15 protein-coding genes are annotated in these 16,111 nt (G+C 66.7%); 11 read left to right on the top strand and 4 right to left on the bottom strand.

Annotation, left to right across the window (positions count from 1 at the left end):
* Positions 1-61 precede the first annotated feature (61 nt).
* Positions 62-706: a LysM peptidoglycan-binding domain-containing protein gene (locus tag ALVIN_RS03150; protein WP_012969860.1), complete on the top strand. Its 645-nt coding sequence runs from the start codon at positions 62-64 to the stop codon at positions 704-706.
* Positions 707-718: 12 nt separating this feature from the next.
* Here the strand turns inward: ALVIN_RS03150 and ALVIN_RS03145 are convergent, their stop codons facing one another.
* Complete coding sequence (locus tag ALVIN_RS03145; RefSeq protein WP_012969859.1) at positions 719-1,957, bottom strand: HDOD domain-containing protein; 1,239 nt, start codon at positions 1,955-1,957, stop codon at positions 719-721.
* 41 nt (positions 1,958-1,998) lie between these two features.
* On the opposite strand from ALVIN_RS03145, the gene ettA reads away from it, so the two are divergent.
* Entirely contained in the window at positions 1,999-3,666 is a 1,668-nt protein-coding gene (gene ettA / locus ALVIN_RS03140; RefSeq protein ID WP_012969858.1) for an energy-dependent translational throttle protein EttA, read from the top strand.
* 160 nt (positions 3,667-3,826) lie between these two features.
* A complete protein-coding gene (locus tag ALVIN_RS03135) occupies positions 3,827-4,189 on the top strand; it encodes an EF-hand domain-containing protein (protein ID WP_012969857.1) in 363 nt (120 codons plus the stop codon).
* Between the two features lie 32 nt (positions 4,190-4,221).
* Here the strand turns inward: ALVIN_RS03135 and ALVIN_RS03130 are convergent, their stop codons facing one another.
* On the bottom strand, positions 4,222-4,986 hold the full coding sequence (locus tag ALVIN_RS03130; protein ID WP_012969856.1) for an alpha/beta hydrolase family protein: 765 nt from the start codon (positions 4,984-4,986) through the stop codon (positions 4,222-4,224).
* Between the two features lie 136 nt (positions 4,987-5,122).
* Here ALVIN_RS03130 and ALVIN_RS03125 point away from each other — a divergent pair, with 136 nt between their 5' ends.
* From ALVIN_RS03125 to menD, 3 genes are all read left to right on the top strand, one after another.
* A complete protein-coding gene (locus ALVIN_RS03125) occupies positions 5,123-6,037 on the top strand; it encodes an alpha/beta fold hydrolase (protein WP_012969855.1) in 915 nt (304 codons plus the stop codon).
* Positions 6,038-6,156: 119 nt separating this feature from the next.
* Complete coding sequence (locus tag ALVIN_RS03120) at positions 6,157-7,539, top strand: isochorismate synthase (RefSeq protein WP_012969854.1); 1,383 nt, start codon at positions 6,157-6,159, stop codon at positions 7,537-7,539.
* On the top strand, positions 7,536-9,296 hold the full coding sequence (gene menD / locus ALVIN_RS03115; RefSeq protein WP_012969853.1) for a 2-succinyl-5-enolpyruvyl-6-hydroxy-3-cyclohexene-1-carboxylic-acid synthase: 1,761 nt from the start codon (positions 7,536-7,538) through the stop codon (positions 9,294-9,296). Before ALVIN_RS03120 ends, menD begins: the two co-directional genes overlap by 4 nt.
* A 45-nt stretch (positions 9,297-9,341) precedes the next feature.
* Here the strand turns inward: menD and vapC are convergent, their stop codons facing one another.
* On the bottom strand, positions 9,342-9,743 hold the full coding sequence (gene vapC, locus ALVIN_RS03110; protein WP_012969852.1) for a type II toxin-antitoxin system tRNA(fMet)-specific endonuclease VapC: 402 nt from the start codon (positions 9,741-9,743) through the stop codon (positions 9,342-9,344).
* A complete protein-coding gene (locus ALVIN_RS03105; RefSeq protein ID WP_012969851.1) occupies positions 9,727-9,972 on the bottom strand; it encodes an AbrB/MazE/SpoVT family DNA-binding domain-containing protein in 246 nt (81 codons plus the stop codon). Before ALVIN_RS03105 ends, vapC begins: the two co-directional genes overlap by 17 nt.
* A 147-nt stretch (positions 9,973-10,119) precedes the next feature.
* On the opposite strand from ALVIN_RS03105, the gene menB reads away from it, so the two are divergent.
* Genes menB through ALVIN_RS03080 form a run of 5 tightly spaced genes read left to right on the top strand, consistent with a single transcriptional unit; the run spans position 10,120 to position 16,108 of the window.
* Entirely contained in the window at positions 10,120-10,980 is an 861-nt protein-coding gene (menB, locus tag ALVIN_RS03100; protein ID WP_043795497.1) for a 1,4-dihydroxy-2-naphthoyl-CoA synthase, read from the top strand.
* A 42-nt stretch (positions 10,981-11,022) separates the two neighbouring features.
* Positions 11,023-11,922 (top strand): 1,4-dihydroxy-2-naphthoate octaprenyltransferase, encoded by a 900-nt coding sequence (menA, locus tag ALVIN_RS03095; RefSeq protein ID WP_012969849.1) that lies wholly within the window; start codon positions 11,023-11,025, stop codon positions 11,920-11,922.
* Positions 11,919-13,112 carry an o-succinylbenzoate synthase gene (menC, locus tag ALVIN_RS03090; protein ID WP_012969848.1) on the top strand — a complete coding sequence of 398 codons (1,194 nt, stop codon included), beginning with the start codon at positions 11,919-11,921 and terminating at the stop codon, positions 13,110-13,112. Before menA ends, menC begins: the two co-directional genes overlap by 4 nt.
* 12 nt (positions 13,113-13,124) lie before the next feature.
* Positions 13,125-14,720 carry a peptidoglycan D,D-transpeptidase FtsI family protein gene (locus tag ALVIN_RS03085; protein WP_012969847.1) on the top strand — a complete coding sequence of 532 codons (1,596 nt, stop codon included), beginning with the start codon at positions 13,125-13,127 and terminating at the stop codon, positions 14,718-14,720.
* A 29-nt stretch (positions 14,721-14,749) separates the two neighbouring features.
* On the top strand, positions 14,750-16,108 hold the full coding sequence (locus tag ALVIN_RS03080) for an FtsW/RodA/SpoVE family cell cycle protein (protein WP_012969846.1): 1,359 nt from the start codon (positions 14,750-14,752) through the stop codon (positions 16,106-16,108).
* The last annotated feature ends 3 nt before the right edge of the window (positions 16,109-16,111 follow it).

The following is a 16,111-nucleotide window of genomic DNA, read 5'->3' as shown; positions in this document are numbered from 1 at the left end:
CGCCTGAAGCCCCCCCGACCGGAACGCCTGTGTCATCGACTTGGAGCGAGGAGCCTCCCGGATGCCGACTCGATCATCTGGACGCGAATCCATATTGAAACGGAATCCGGGACGCTGGATACTCCTGATCGCTCTGGTCGGGGGGGCGGTCGGGTCGGCGCCGGCCTTGGAGCCGGCGTCCGTGCCCGAGTCCGAATCTGACCCCATGACGGCGACGGAAGACGCCGCATCCACGCTTGAGCTGGAGACGCCGAGGTCACAGCCGACGCACGAGGCAGAGGCCGAGACGGCCCCCGAGCCGTCACGCCAACAGCTCGACGAACTCCAGCACCGCATTCAGGGCATGGAGGGCAAACTGCGCGAATCGGCGCTGGCGCGCAAGAGTGCCGATCAGGCACGGATGGAGGCCGAGCGCCGGCTCGCCGAGAGCCTGCAGGCACTGGAGGCGTTGCGCATCGCCCACACCGAGCTTGCGCAGCGTCTGAGCGACTGCGAGTCGGCCCGGACTCAGCTCGTTGAGACGTTGCAGTCGTCAGGCACGTCCAACAGGACGCTCTACCAAGTCCGTCCCAGCGACAATCTGGCTTCGATCAGTCTGCGCTTCTATGGTCGCGCCGATCAGTGGCGCGCGATCTTCGAGGCCAATCGTGCGCGGCTCGACGACCCCGATCGGCTGACGCCGGGCATGACGCTCGTCATCCCGTGAGGCGCGGCCGGCTCAGGGCTCCCTGTCGCCCTTGAGCATGGCCATGACGGCCGACAGTTCCTCGCCGGCTTCGGCGATCACGTCGACCGTGCCGTCGGTGGCCGGGAAGCCCAGCCCGAGCTTGTAGTAGGCCGGCACCTCGTCATAGCGCGGCAGCGGACCGCGCGACTCGGACTGATTGAGCCGATAGAGCCGTGCGACCCGCACGATATCGCCGTAATTGGGCGTGTCCTGGTCGTCGCGATACCAGTCGCCCGAATAGCGCACGATCTCGGTGATCTCAGGCCCCAGCCCCCAGTAACCGACCACCAGCTCACCGACCAGACGGTGCAGCTTGATGATGGCCGCCTCCAGTTCGTCCTCGCCGACCTGAATCTCGTTGCGGCTGACATAGTCGAGGATCGGGATCACACCCACGTCATGGACCAGTCCGGCGAGCATCGCATGCTCGGGATTGAATTTCGGACAGTGGCGCGCGATCACATAGCTCAGGGCCGAAACATGGACGCTACGGTTCCAGGCGGCCTTCATGCGGTGTTTCATCAGCGGCGACTTGGTGCGGAACAACTGCTGCATCGACAGGCTCATGACCGCCGAGCGCGTGATCTCCATGCCGAGCCGGATGATGGCGTTGCGCACGTCCGGGATGGTCTTCACGCCACGATAGACGACACTGTTGGCCAATCGGATCAGCCCGCCCGTGATGGCCAGATCGACCTGAACGATGCGTGCCAGCCTGGCTGAAGTGATGTCAGGATCCTGCATGGCCTCCTGGATCGCGCGCGCCACCTTGGGTAAGGTGGGCAGTGCCAGCTTGTCCTGCTTGCAGGCGTGATAAAGCGTGCCGAGCAGCGCGCCCTCGGCGTCGCTCAGATCCAGCTCCTCCAACGAACCCGGCACGGCGCAACGCTGTTGACCGCTGAGACTGTCGTAGAGCTGACGATCGAGCCGCAACAGCTCGGAATCGGCCGTGAATACGGCCTGATCGAGCAACTGGTGTTCGGAGAAGATCGGCCGGCAGGCGCGACGACTGCCGGCCTGGATCATCTCCTTGGTCTCGCCGCGAATGAGACAGACCTGCCCGGCGAGCAGATAACCGATCCAGGGATGCTCCTGGACGGCGGTGATCCGTTTGCCGGCCGGTATGGCGGCGATCTGACCGCCGGCGGCGAGGCGCGCGCGCTGATCCTTGTCCAGGTCATGGACCGGACTGAGATCGTCCAGGGTCGAGTTGGTCAGGATCTGGGGCATAATGGTCTCTCTTCGCCGTTTACCACATTCATACGGAATCCATGGCTCAATATATCTACACGATGAACCGGGTCGGCAAGGTCGTGCCGCCCAAACGTGTCATTCTGCGCGATATCTCACTGTCGTTTTTCCCCGGAGCCAAGATCGGCGTGCTGGGTCTCAACGGTTCGGGCAAGTCCTCGCTCCTGCGCATCATGGCCGGGATCGACACCGAGATCGAGGGCGAGGCGCGCCCGCAGCCCGGCATCAAGGTCGGTTATCTGCCCCAGGAGCCGCAGCTCGATCCGACCAAGGACGTGCGCGGCAACGTCGAGGAAGCACTCGGTCACATCAAGGCCGCGCTGGATCGGCTCGATGCCGTCTATGCCGCTTACGCGGAGCCGGACGCCGACTTCGACGCACTGGCCAAAGAGCAGGGCGAACTCGAGAATCTGATCGAGGCCACCGACGGGCACAATCTGGATCGCACGCTCGAGGTCGCCGCCGAAGCGCTGCGTCTGCCGCCCTGGGACGCGGATGTCACCAAGCTCTCGGGTGGCGAGCGGCGGCGCGTGGCCCTGTGCCGGCTGTTGCTGTCCAAGCCCGACATGCTGCTGCTCGACGAGCCGACCAACCATCTCGACGCCGAATCGGTGGCCTGGCTAGAGCGCTTCCTGCACGAGTATCCGGGCACCGTGGTGGCCGTCACCCATGACCGCTACTTCCTCGACAATGTCGCCGGCTGGATCCTGGAACTCGACCGTGGTCACGGCATTCCCTGGGAGGGCAATTATTCGTCCTGGCTGGATCAGAAGGAACAGCGTCTGGAGCTGGAGCAGAAGCAGGAGCAGGCGCGCATCAAGGCGATGAAGCAGGAATTGGAGTGGGTGCGCACCAACCCCAAGGGCCGTCACGCCAAGAGCAAGGCGCGTCTGGCCCGCTTCGACGAGCTGCAATCGCAGGAATTCCAGGCCCGCAACGAGACCAACGAAATCTATATCCCGCCGGGGCCGCGTCTCGGTGATCTGGTCATCGAGGCGGTGGGACTCAAGAAAGCCTATGGCGACAATCTGCTCTACGAGAATCTGTCGTTCAATCTGCCCAAGGGCGGCATCGTCGGCATCATCGGTCCCAACGGCGCGGGCAAGACCACGCTGTTCCGGCTCCTGACCGGACGCGAGCAGCCGGATGCCGGCGAGCTGCGCATCGGCGAGACGGTCGAGATCGCCTATGTCGATCAGAGCCGCGACGCGCTCGACGACAACAAGACCATTTGGGAAGAGATCTCGGGCGGGTCGGACATCATCACGGTCGGGCGCTACGAGATGCCCTCGCGCGCCTACTGCGGGCGCTTCAACTTCAAGGGTACGGATCAGCAAAAGCGCATCGGCGATCTGTCGGGCGGTGAACGCAACCGGGTGCATCTGGCCAAGGTGCTCAAGCGCGGCGGCAATCTGCTGCTCCTGGACGAGCCGACCAACGATCTGGACGTCGAGACGCTGCGCGCGCTGGAAGAGGCGCTGCTGGTGTTCCCCGGCTGCGCGGTGGTCATCAGCCACGATCGCTGGTTCCTGGATCGTGTCGCGACCCATATCCTGGCGTTTGAGGGTGACTCGCAGGTGGTCTGGTTCGAGGGCAACTATGCCGACTACGAGGCCGACCGTCATCGCCGGCTCGGCAACGAGGCCGATCAGCCGCATCGGCTGAAGTATCGGCGCTTGTCGGCCTGATCCGGGTGCGCCCAACCCATGGCAACGGACACGGGGTTGGGCGCGTGCTTTTCAATGCCACGTGATTCCACAATTACTGCACGCTTACGCGGGTATTCGCATCGATAATTGCCTCAGATCCAACAAACACCGCCTGTCGGCCTGGACCTTGGAGGTTGCGATGAACAGTCGATCCGCTCTCGTTCGTTGGCTGGGTGCCTTGACGCTCAGCGCCTGTCTCGTCCCGCTCGTCGCGGCTCAACCACCGGGCGGTGGCTGGGGTCCGGGTGGCGGCATGGGCTGGCAGGCTCCCGCATTCACCGAGTTCGATCTGGATGGCAATGGCGTCCTGACCGAAACCGAGTTCTACCAGGCCCGCGCACAACGCATCGCCGAACGCTCGCAACAGGGCTATGCCATGCGCGGTCTATCCAATGCGCCCGAGTTCAGCGCGATCGACCGCAACGGCGATGGTCAGGTCGATGCGACCGAGTTCGCCACGGCTCAGGCTCAGCACCGTCAGCAGCGGTTTCAGACGCCCTGAGCACTGACCATCGGCTCGGTGGCCATTCAGGTTCACTCCATCAGCAATGAACGAACAGCCGTCACCGAGCGCGCCAGGATCTCGGCGCGGCGCTGCTCCGCCCCCGCGCGATCCGGCTCGCACAGCGCGCGGCAGAGCCAGTCGGTCGGAGACTCGAAGTCGCAGTGACTAGCCCCGTCGATACGCTCGATACGCGCCTGTCGCGCCGCCGCCAGTGTGGTCAGGCCATTGTTGTCGGCATTGCAGGACGCCGGCTCACCGAACAGCCCAATGACCGGCCGGTCGAGTCCCTGGACCATGAGACGCCCCAGCTCGCGGGCATCGACCAGATCCAGGGTCAGCACCCCGAGCGTGCGCGGATCGTTGCGCGCAGCCACCAGCGCCGCCAGTCCGCCCGCCGAGAAACCGGCATAGACCAGACGCCGCGCCTCCAGCCGATCGGCAACCGCGATCAGATCGAAGCCGTTGCGCGCATGGTTGCCGCGCCAGGGTCGGGTATTGCAGAAATCGACCGTCACCACCGAAATTCCGGCCTCGGCCAACGCACGCGCCAAACCAGCCAGCCGCGCCTTGTCGCGCAGAAAGCCGTGTGCCAGCACCACCAGTTCGCCCGGCGTACTCGCGACCGGACGATACCAGGCGTAGTCCAGGGCACAGCCGGTCGCCGACCGAGCCTGCCCCCATTCGATCCGCACGCCTGGAGTCACACCCGGCGCCTCGTGCATGACACCGCCGAAACAGCCGGCCAGCACCAGACAAGCGACCCAGACCGCTGTAAACTTCGATTGACAAGGCATCGTCCAACCCGTTTGACAGTGGCGCGACCGTCCAGTCCCTCCAGCCCGATGCGCTGGAGCGCTCCAGGCGGTTCGCCCATCGATGCCGCCCCACCCTGACCGATCTCGCGATTGATTGAGCAAAGGTATTGAGCCGATGGACTCCGCGATCAACCCTCCAGACAAGCACGCGACGCGCGGCCGGCCGCTGCCTGCCGCCGTCGACGCCCCACGCCACGATCTCCAGACCCGTGCCGGCGGACGTGTCCATTACTACGCCGACACCAGCGCCGGCGGCCGCCCGCTGGTGCTGATCCACAGCATCAACGCCGCGCCCAGCGCGATGGAGATGAAACCCCTGTTCGAGCACTTCCGCGCCAGCCGCGCGGTCTATGCGCTCGACCTGCCCGGCTTCGGACACTCCGAGCGGGCCAAGCGCCGCTATTCGCCCGAACTCTACGCCCAGGTCATCGGCGAGTTCCTGGCCGAGGTGGTGCGGGAACCGGCCGATCTGATCGCCTACTCGCTCGGCTGTGAGTTTGCCGCCATCGCGGCGGCGGATGCGCCGGAGCGCGTGAACTCGCTGGCGCTGCTCTCGCCGACCGGCTTCAACACCCGTGGGCTGCCGACCGGCGCCGCCGCCGAGCGTGCCCATCGATTCCTGAGCATCCCCGGACTCAGCGACGGGCTCTATGGCCTGCTGACCACGCGCTCCAGCATCAAGTATTTCTACAATCAGGTCTTTGCCGGCACGACCCCGCCCGAGCTGATCGACTATGCCTACGCCACCACGCATCAGCCGGGGGCCAAGATCGCTCCGCTCTATTTCCTCTCCGGGCAGCTCTTCACGCCGCGCGCCTGCGACAGCCTCTACCCTCGCGTGACCCAGCCGGTACTGGCGCTCTACGACAAGGATCCCAATATCGATTTCCAGGAGCTGCCGGGACTGCTCGCCCGTCAGTCCAACTGGCGCGCCGAACGCCTCACACCGACCAACGGGATGCCGCAGTGGGAGAAGCCGGCCGAAACCATCGCGGCCATCGAGCGCTTCTGGGGTTCGCTCGGCGCGTAGCGCACCGCGCCGCCTGATGTCGCGCTTCATGTCTCGACCCTGGACGTGCGGGAACCCCAGCGGGTGTCCGTGCGTCCTAGAGGGTTCGTCCCATTCCCTGCCCCGCCACGACTCGACTCATGCTGCAACCGCTCCAAGTCCTCGATCAGCTCAAGGCCCGACTGCGCGAGACCTTCGCTCTGCTACCGCTCGTCCAGGGTACCGGCCCCGTCTCGCTGATCCTCGAACTGCCGCATCCCCTGACCAGTGCGCCCGATCTCGACGGACCGCGCTTTCATTTCGCGCACAACCATCGCGGCGACCTGCGCGCGGGCTACGGCATCGCCGGCGAATGGCAGGCGCAGGGGCCAGAGCGCCTGAGCGAACTGCGGCGCATCGCTCAGGGGCTACGCGCCGACTGGGTGCAGTGCGATCCGGACGAGACCGGCTTCAACGGGTTCGGGATGCTGGGCTTCGCGGCCACGCCGGAGACGTCCGCCGCGAGCGACGATCTGCCCAATGCGCTCCTGTGGTTGCCAGAGCTGGCGTTGATCTCACATGGCGGTCAGTCGGCGCTGGTGCTGACCACCCAGCGTCCAGCCGAACGCGATGACGTGCTGGCACGCTGGGACGCCTGGCTCGACCGTCTGGTGCCCCTGCTCGGACGTCCGGCGCTCGATCCGCTCACCCCGGCGCATCTCGACGCACTGGGCAGCACGCCGGATCGCGACGACTGGCGCACGCTGGTGCTGAACGCGCTCGACGAGATCGATCGGGAGCGGCTCGAAAAGGTCGTCGTCTGCCGCCGGCAACGGCTCCAGGGCCACAGGCGTTTCGATCTCGACCGGCTCAATGCGGCGCTGAGCTATCTGTTCCCGTCCTGTCAGGTGATCAACATCCGGCGCCATGCCGCCAGCTTCGTCGCGGCCACGCCCGAACGACTCTTCACCCAGCGCCGCGACCGGGTCGAGGCCGATGCCATCGCCGGCACCGCCTGCCGTGCCGAGGACAGCGAGCGCGATGCGGCCATCACGCTCGGTCTCCAGAGCTGCGAGAAGAACCTGCGCGAGCATCGGGTGGTGGTCGAGGCCGTCCGCGAGGCGCTCGTTCAGTGCTGTCGCCGTCTGGAGCCGGCCGAGGGGCCGAGCATTCTCCAGCTCAACAACGCCCAGCACCTGTGGACCCGCCTGCGCGGCGAGCTGAATCCGGGCGTCGACGTGTTCGAGCTGGCCGAACGGCTGCATCCCACGCCCGCGACCAATGGTCAGCCCCGCCGCGAGGCGCGCGACTGGCTGAACCACAACGAACCGCTCGAACGCGGCTGGTATACGGGCGCGGCCGGCCTCGTCGAGCCGGATCTGACCGGCGAACTCTGGGTACTGCTGCGCTGTGCGCACATCCTCGACCGCACGGCCGATCTCTATGCCGGGGCCGGTATCGTCGCCGGCTCGGACCCGGCGAGCGAATGGCAGGAGACCGAACACAAGCTCGCGGCCATGTCGACGGCGTTGCAGTTCGCATGACCGATCAGGGCTGTCTGAATCTGCGCTGGGCGCTGGCCCTGTTCGATGGACTGGTCGAGGGTGGAATGCGTCATCTGGTGCTTTCGCCCGGATCGCGCTCCACGCCGCTGGTGCTGGCGGCTCAGCGTCAACCGGCACTGACCGTCACGCCGATCCTCGACGAGCGCAGTGCGGCCTTTTTCGCGCTGGGCGTGGCGCGGGCCTCGGGGCGTCCGGTGGGGCTGGTCTGCACCTCGGGGAGCGCGCTCGCCCACTGGTTTCCGGCGGTCATCGAAGCCTCGGAGTCCGGGATTCCGCTGGTGCTGCTCTCGGCCGATCGTCCGCCCGAACTGCGCGGCTGGGGGGCGAACCAGACCATCGACCAGACCCGTTTCTTCGGCGTGCATGTGCGCGCTTTCCATGATCCGGGTACGCCCGAGGATTCGCCCGGCGCAGTCAAACTGATGCGGGCACTGGGTCGGCGCGCGGCGGTCGAGAGCCAGGGCGACTGGCCGGGGCCTGTGCATCTGAATCTGCCTTTTCGTGAACCGCTGGTTCCGGGGCCGGATTGCCGGATCGAGGCCGCACCGATTCAGACGGAGTCGGCCGTGTCCGACACCATGGGCACGCGACGCCCGGCCCGTCCGGCGGGCTGGGGTCTGCCTCAGACTCCGCCCCGGTCAGACTGGATGTCGGCGCGGATTTCGCACGGCTCTGGGCGCGGTGTGATCTGCTGCGGGCCGGGCGACTGGACGGCGGATGGCGCGGAGGCGCTCTGGCATCTGGCGATGCGGCTCGAAGTACCCGTGCTGTGCGATCCGCTGTCGGGTTTGCGGTTCGGTTGCGCCTCGGAACATCGTCTCACCCGTTACGACAGTCTGCTCCGCCATCCAGCGACCGCTGCCGCACTCAAGCCGGATTGGGTGCTGCGCTTCGGACGCGCGCCGGTCTCCAAAACACTGCTGGGCTGGCTGGCGGATGTCCCGACGATTTTGGTCGACGCCGGGCGCGGCTGGAGCGATCCCAATCATGACGTCCGACTCAAGATCGACGCCGATCCAGCCGCCTTTTGCGTCTGGCTTGCTGACGCGGATCCGGAACCCGGCACACCGGACCCGGATTGGTTCGCGCGCTGGCTCCAGGCCGAACGCCGTCTGGAGCGCTTCGCCGCCGAGTATCTCGATCAGGCGCCCTGGTGCGAGGGACACCTGATCCGCGATCTCATCGCCCAGGTGCCCGAGGGCGAAGGATTGCTGTGCGCCAATTCCATGCCGATCCGCCAGCTCGACACCTGGTCGGGCAGTCGCGTTCGGCCACTCAGGGTCTTTGGCCATCGCGGCGCGAGCGGCATCGACGGTCAGACCTCGACGCTGGCCGGACTCAACGCCGGAGGACTCCCGACCACCGGGCTGCTCGGTGATCTGTCCTTCCTGCACGATCTCAGCGGACTGCCGGCACTGCGCACGCTCTCACGGCCCTGCATCGTCATCAACAACGGCGGCGGGCGCATCTTCGACTATCTGCCCCAGCATGGGCTGCCCGGCTTCGAGACGCTGTGGCGCACGCCGGTCGCGGTCGACCTGCGAGCCCTGGCAGGAACCTTCGGGCTGGCCCATCGCTCGGTTTCCGATCGCGACGGGTTCCGCCAGGCCTTGACCGAATCCATGCAGACGGACCGTCCGTCAGGACTGATCGAGGTCGTCATCGACGCCGATCTGAGTCGACAGATCCATCGCGATTTCTGGCGGGCCGTCAGTGTGCGGCGTGACGATGCCTGACGCATCATCGCAAGTCGGCTGACAGCACGCCATGTGCTGCGCCTATCACACCCAGTTCTCTACCTTCAATCCCGGCACGCGCTCGAACTCACGAGTGTTGTGCGTGACCAGCACCGCGTTCTCTGCCAGCGCGTGGGCCGCGATGAGCATGTCCATGTTGCCGATGGGCTGGCCCTGGCGTTCCAGTACCGTGCGTAGTTCGGCGTAATGCGCGGCTGCTCCCGTCGTCCAGGGCAAAACCTCCAGCCGGCTGATGAAATTGTCGATTTCAGCGCAATACAGCGCTGATCGCGTCGGATGACGTGCAGCGCCATAACGCAATTCGGCCAGCACGACCGTGGAGATGGCGAGATTTTCCGGGCCGACCTGATAGAAACACGCTTTGACACTGGCGGGCAGCTCGCGCATCACATAGCTACAGATGTTGGTGTCAAGCATCCAGATCATGGAAAAACTCCCGGTCTTGCGGCGGTTCGTCTTTACGATCCAACATGAAATCCGACGGCATCACCGGATCGCGAGCAAAGAATTCCCCCCAATCCTTGGCCTTGGGCCTGAGGATGACAGCCTCCCCCTGCCGTTCGATGTAGACCTCCTTGCCATCGAAGCGGAATTCGGCGGGCAGGCGCACGGCCTGACTGCGGCCGTTCATGAACAGTTTGGCGGTTTGACGCATGGGACGACTCCGGCCTGATGATACATACCATCAGTCTATACCCGCATCCATTTCCGTCAACCCGTCACCGATCCCGGACCATTTGCGGCTAAAATGACGCCCCCAGTTTCCATGCACAGCGAGGCATCCCAGGTGGCGTCAGAGACCATGCAATCGACCGCGAATCGACCCGAGACCGACTCGCGTCCCATCCACTGGGAGGCGCCCGCAGACGCCCGCTATCAGGACATCCTCTACCATCAGGCCGAGCACATCGCCAAGATCACCATCAACCGGCCCGAGGTGCGCAACGCCTTCCGCCCGCAGACGGTGCGCGAGCTGATCGACGCCTTCCACCGCGCCCACATGGACCCCGAGATCGGCGTCATCATCCTCACGGGCGCGGGCGAGCTGGCCTTCTGCTCGGGCGGCGATCAGCGCATCCGTGGCCACGAGGGCTACAAGGATGAGGCCGGCGTCGAGCATCTGAACGTGCTGGAGCTGCAACGCCAGATCCGCACCCTGCCCAAGCCGGTGGTGGCTATGATCGCGGGTTATGCGATCGGCGGCGGCCATGTGCTGCATCTGATCTGCGACCTGACCATCGCCGCCGACAACGCCCGCTTCGGCCAGACCGGACCGCGCGTGGGCAGCTTCGACGCCGGTTTCGGCGCCGGACTCATGGCGCGCACCGTGGGTCTGAAGAAGGCCAAGGAGATCTGGTTCCTGTGCCGTCAGTACGATGCACAGGAGGCGCTCGACATGGGGCTGGTCAACACGGTCGTGCCGCTCGCCGAGCTGGAAGCGGTGACGGTCGACTGGTGCCGCCAGATGAACCGCCTGTCGCCGACCGCACTGCGCGTGCTCAAGTCCGCCTTCAATGCCGACACCGACGGTCTGGCCGGCATCCAGGAACTGGCCGGCAATGCCACAGCGCTGTTCTACACCACCGAGGAAGGCCAGGAAGGACGCAATGCCTTCCTCGAAAAGCGCGCACCCGACTTCGGCCGTTTTCCGCGTCGGCCTTGAGTAGTGCGGATGCCAGTGCTTCACGCCTCGACCCCTGACTCCATGCCCGAACGACAGACACCCTCCCCGCTGGTCCGCTGGCTCCTGGCCGCGCGCCCCAAGACGCTGCCACTGACGCTGTCGCCTGTGATCGCCGGTCTCGCGCTGGCCGGCGCCGCGACCGGCACCCTGGCCGTCTGGACCGCGCTCGCCACCCTGCTGGCGGCGGTCGCGATCCAGATCGGCACCAATCTGCATAACGACGCCGCCGACTTCGAGCGCGGCACCGACACGGACGAACGGCTCGGTCCGCCGCGCGCTACGGCGCAAGGCTGGCTGACTGCACGCCAGGTCAAGAACGCCGCGCATGGCATGTTCGCGCTCGCCTTCGTGCTCGGCCTGGCGCTGCTGGTGCGCGGCGGCTGGCCGATCCTGCTGGTCGGGCTGGCGTCCTTGGCGGCCGGCTATGCCTATACCAGTGGTCCGCGTCCGATCGCCTATGGCCCCTTCGGAGAGGTCTATGCGCTGCTCTTCTTCGGCGTGGCAGCAGTCGGCGGCACCTACTATCTGCAAACCCTGACGCTCGACGGCTCGGTGCTGGTCGCCGGAGCGGCGCTCGGCTGTCTGGCCTCGGCGGTGCTGCTGATCAACAACTATCGTGATCTCGAAACCGACACGGCGGCCGGGCGGCGCACGCTCTGCCGCCTGATCGGACGCGGGCGGGCCAGGGTGCTCTATGCCCTGCTGCTGCTCGTGCCCATCCCGCTGCTGATGCGGCTCGATCCGCTCCAGGCGTTCTGGCCCCTGCTCGCTGCCCTGCCGCCGGCAGCCTTGCTGATCTGGCGGCTGTGGCGCGGCGCTCTGGGTCCGGCGCTCAACGCGCAACTGGCGCGCACGGCGCAGTATCAGGCACTGCTCGTCGGGTTGCTGATCCTGAGCCTGCTGCTGCCCGGCACGGCGTGATCGAACACGCCGGATTCCGGCCCTATGAACTGCCGCTACGCCACGCCTGGAACAGCGCGCGCGGCGGATTTGCACAGCGGTGCGGCTGGCTGGTCTGGGTCGAGGCCGATGGACTGACCGGCTACGGTGATTGCGCTCCGCTGCCGGCGGCGGGCACCGAGACGCACGAAGCCGCCGGCGCCGCGCTCGCCCGACTCACGGCGAGCCTGCCCGGACAGGATGTCGCGACAGGCCTGGCCGCTCTGGATGCAGATGGCGATACATCCGAGACCCCGGCCGCGCGCTTCGCCCTGGAGTGCGCCCTGACCGATCTGGCCAGCCGTCATCAGGGATTGAGTCTGCGTGATTGGCTCGCGCCCGACTCAGCCCCCATCGCCCGGATCAGCGTCAACGCCATGCTCGGACCGCTTGGCACAGTGCGCGGCGAGGATCTCGTGACACGCCATGCACAAGGCTTCCGCGTGCTCAAACTCAAGGTCGGCGTCGAGACACCGGCGTCCGACCTGGACGCCCTGATCGCGCTCATGCGGCCCCCATTGGTTGGCGCAGGACTGGATGTCGGCCTGCGCCTGGACGCCAATGGCGCCTGGAGCTTCGATCAGGCACGCCGGCTCATCGAACGCCTGATCCAACTCCGGCTACCGATCGAGTCGATCGAGGAACCGCTGACCGAGCCGACACCCGAGCGGCTGGCCGCACTGCAAGCCCTCGCCCCCTTCCCGCTGGCCCTGGACGAATCGTTACCAGCCCGATTCGCAACGCACGATACCAGCCGACTGGCCGGGACCGATCCGGCACAGTTCGGTGTGCGGCGTCTGGTACTCAAGCCGGCCGCGCTCGGCGGTCTGCGCCGCACGCTGGAACTGGCGCGCCGCGCCCAAGCGGCGGGTATCGAAGTGGTCGTAACCAGCCTGGTCGAGAGCGCCGCCGGACTCTGGCCCACGGCACAACTGGCTGGGGCCATCGCCAGCCCGATCCCTCAAGGACTGGCGACCGCTGATTGGCTCGCCGCCGACCTGGGTCGGGCGCCTCGACCCTGCGCCGGCCGGCTCGAACTCCCGGATCGATCCGGATCGGGGTTCGTGCCCTGGCCGCCCGCCTCGACGGACTCCGGCACGCAGGAGGCCCGCGCTGTCGAACCCGTGTCCGGCGACGACCCGAACCCTGGGGCCAACCCCTCGCTTGGCTGACGGAATCGTCCGATGAACGTCTCGCTCGACATCGATCCCTGGTCCGCCGCGCGGCTCGCACTCCAGGCGGCCTTCTTCCTGACCCTGTTCCTGCTGGTCAAGCAACTGTTCGATCTGCGCGACGCCGCACGGCTCAAGCATCTGAGCCGACCCAAGGGGGCCTTTCGCACGCCCATGACCGGACTCATGGCGCTCTTCGGCGCCGTGCTGCTCTATCAGGCGACCTGGCAACTGACCGGACTCTATCGCCCCCAGTTCGTCGCCTTCATGCAGTCGCACGATCGACGCGAGTTCAATCCGGCCCACTGGATCCAGCGCGGACGTCTGCTCGACCGGCGCGGCGAGGTACTGGCCGAGAGCCTCGAACGCGAGGGACGGGTCCAACGCCACTATCCCGACGGTCCCGTCTTCGCGCCCGTGGTCGGCTACACCCATCCGCGCTTCGGGGCGAGCGGGATGGAGGCCGTGGTCAGCCGCCAGCTCGATGGCGGCGACCCCAACAGCCTCAAGGATCTCGGCGAGTTGGGGCGCCGGATCCTCGGTGGCGACAAGCGGCCACGCGGGCGGGATGTGGTCTTGACCATCGACGCCGAGCTGCAACGTCTGGCGGTCGAACGGCTCGGTGCGCGGCGTGGCGCTGTGGTGATGCTCGATCCGCGCGACGGCGCGGTGCGCGTCCTGGCGAGCGTACCGGCCCATGACCCCAACCGGATCGACGCCGAACTCTTCAGCGGATCGGACCCGGCCACCCCGCTGCTCAACCGCGCGACCCAGGGACTCTATCCGCCGGGGTCGACCTTCAAGATCGCGGTGGCGGCGCTGGCGCTGGAACGCGGTTTCAACGGCACCCTGGCCTGTCCGGGCGATGGTTTCACCACCGCGTCGCACTATCGCAAGATCCGAGATCACGAATACTACAGCGCACGCCGGACCGGCCATGTCTGGGAGGGCTACGGACGTCTGGGGCTGGAGCGCGCCCTGGCGGTCTCCTCCAACGTCTTCTTCGCCCAACTCGGCGTGCTCCAGGGACACGACGCCTTTCAGGAACTGACCGAGCGGCTCGGATTCAATGGCCAGATCCTGCTGCACCAGAGCACGTATGGCCGTTTTGCGATGCGCACCGGGCACTGGCCCGCACTCGCCGCCAACGATCAATATGGCCTGGCACAGGCCGCCATCGGTCAGGGACGTCTCCTGGTCAGTCCGGCCTACATGGCGCTGCTGACCGGCGCCCTGGCCAATCAGGGTGTGGCGGTCCGGCCGCGCCTGATCGCCACCGCTCGGCCCGAGGTGCTCGCTCGCTTCATGCACCCGGACGTGGCCAACCGCCTCGCCGCCATGCTGCGGCGTGTCGTCACCGAGGGCACGGCGCGTGCGATCGACATCCCCGAACTGGCGATCGCCGGCAAGACCGGCACCGCCGAGAATCCCCAGGGCGACGCGCACAGTTGGTTCGTCGGCTTCGCGCCCGCCGAGCGACCGGCGCTGGCCGTGGCCGTGCTGGTCGAGCATGGCGGCTATGGCTCGGCGACCGCCGCCCCCATCGCCCGCGACCTGCTACAGCGCGCGCATGCGCTGGGATTGATGCCGTCGGCCTCCAAGCCCTGAGCGACAGACGAGCCGTGTCGAACCGAACCATGAAGCCGCGCCAACGCCCCGACATGAACACGCATCCCTTCGTCCAGGCCTGGTCACGGCGCTGGCCGGAGCGGCGCTTGCTGTGGCTGAGCGTGCTCGGGATCGGCATCGGCTTCGGGATGATGCTCGGATCCGGCTATGCCGAGGGACGCGCTTTCGCGCTGACCGATCCGCTGCCCTGGACGCTCTATGCCGGCACCCTGGTCGTGCTGCATCTGACGCTGGTGTCGGTGCACTTCCAGGGCGATCAGATCCTGATCGGCGCCCTGGCCTTCCTGGCCGGTTTCGGATTGCTGGCGCAAGTGCGGCTCGGAACGTTCGATGTCGCCAATCCGCTCGATCCGGGTCTCTATCTGGTGCCGGCCGGAATCGTGCTGATGCTGCTGGTGGCGATCGGCCTGAGTCATGGCCGTTATGCGCGGCTCACCGAAGGGCACTGGCTCTGGGTCTGGGCCGCCGGGTCACTGGTACTGGTCGCCGTCGTGCTCCTGTTCGGTCAGCGTTATCGCGGCGCGGTCTATGGCGTCGGACTGGTGACACCGACCGAACTGCTCAAAGTGACCGTGGTGGTGTTCCTGGCCGGATTCATCGACCGCCATGCCAAACGGTTGGCCAACTGGGGCAAGGGCTTTCCGCTTCCGCCCATGCGTCATCTGTGGCCGCTGCTGCTGTTCTGTCTGGGACTGTCGGCCTTGCTGCTCACCCAGCGCGATCTGGGGATGGTCGTCATCCTGAGCGTCGCGCTGCTGGTCATGCTCTTCTTCGGCACGGGGCGCACGGCCTATCTGGTGCTGGGCGGCGTGCTGGCGGCTCTCGCCGGGGCGCTGCTCCTGACCGTCTTCAGTCACGGCCAGCGCCGTCTCGCCGCCTGGCTCGATCCCTTCCAGGATCCGACCGGCAACAGTTGGCAGATCCTCCAGGGACTCTCGGGGATGTATTCGGGCGGACTCTGGGGCGAAGGTTTCGGTGCGGGCAATCCGGAATATACGCCGATCGCCCAGTCGGATTTCATCTATGCGGTGATCGGCGAAGAGCTGGGCTTCGTCGGCGCCGTACTGCTGGTCTTGGTGTTCCTGGTGCTGTTCGGTCGCGGACTGACGATCGCCGACCAGACGCGCCAGGGATTCGGGCGGCTCCTGTGCCTGGGGCTGACCACGGAACTCGCCACCCAGACCCTGTTGAATCTGGGCGGCGTCACCAAGTCCATCCCCCTGACCGGGGTGACGCTGCCCTTCATAAGCCACGGCGGAAGCAGTCTGATGACGAGCTTCGTCATGCTCGGCCTGATCCTGGCCGTGTCCGATGGGATGCCGGCCCGGCGCCGCACGCCCAAGCCGCCGCGACCGCCATCGGACTGAGCG

The sequence above is a fragment of the Allochromatium vinosum DSM 180 genome, assembly GCF_000025485.1.
Taxonomy (GTDB): domain Bacteria; phylum Pseudomonadota; class Gammaproteobacteria; order Chromatiales; family Chromatiaceae; genus Thermochromatium; species Thermochromatium vinosum.
Note: the sequence above shows the minus strand (reverse complement) of the source record. Positions and strands in the feature narration are given on the sequence as shown.

Coding starts and splice junctions, on each gene's coding strand:
- menB (WP_043795497.1), top strand. CDS start 10,120: ATGCAATCGACCGCGAATCGACCCGAGACCGACTCGCGTCCCATCCAC.
- ALVIN_RS03085 (WP_012969847.1), top strand. CDS start 13,125: ATGAACGTCTCGCTCGACATCGATCCCTGGTCCGCCGCGCGGCTCGCA.
- ALVIN_RS03135 (WP_012969857.1), top strand. CDS start 3,827: ATGAACAGTCGATCCGCTCTCGTTCGTTGGCTGGGTGCCTTGACGCTC.
- menD (WP_012969853.1), top strand. CDS start 7,536: ATGACCGATCAGGGCTGTCTGAATCTGCGCTGGGCGCTGGCCCTGTTC.
- menA (WP_012969849.1), top strand. CDS start 11,023: ATGCCCGAACGACAGACACCCTCCCCGCTGGTCCGCTGGCTCCTGGCC.
- ALVIN_RS03080 (WP_012969846.1), top strand. CDS start 14,750: ATGAAGCCGCGCCAACGCCCCGACATGAACACGCATCCCTTCGTCCAG.
- ettA (WP_012969858.1), top strand. CDS start 1,999: ATGGCTCAATATATCTACACGATGAACCGGGTCGGCAAGGTCGTGCCG.
- ALVIN_RS03145 (WP_012969859.1), bottom strand. CDS start 1,957: ATGCCCCAGATCCTGACCAACTCGACCCTGGACGATCTCAGTCCGGTC.
- ALVIN_RS03125 (WP_012969855.1), top strand. CDS start 5,123: ATGGACTCCGCGATCAACCCTCCAGACAAGCACGCGACGCGCGGCCGG.
- ALVIN_RS03120 (WP_012969854.1), top strand. CDS start 6,157: ATGCTGCAACCGCTCCAAGTCCTCGATCAGCTCAAGGCCCGACTGCGC.
- vapC (WP_012969852.1), bottom strand. CDS start 9,743: ATGATCTGGATGCTTGACACCAACATCTGTAGCTATGTGATGCGCGAG.
- ALVIN_RS03150 (WP_012969860.1), top strand. CDS start 62: ATGCCGACTCGATCATCTGGACGCGAATCCATATTGAAACGGAATCCG.
- ALVIN_RS03130 (WP_012969856.1), bottom strand. CDS start 4,986: ATGCCTTGTCAATCGAAGTTTACAGCGGTCTGGGTCGCTTGTCTGGTG.
- ALVIN_RS03105 (WP_012969851.1), bottom strand. CDS start 9,972: ATGCGTCAAACCGCCAAACTGTTCATGAACGGCCGCAGTCAGGCCGTG.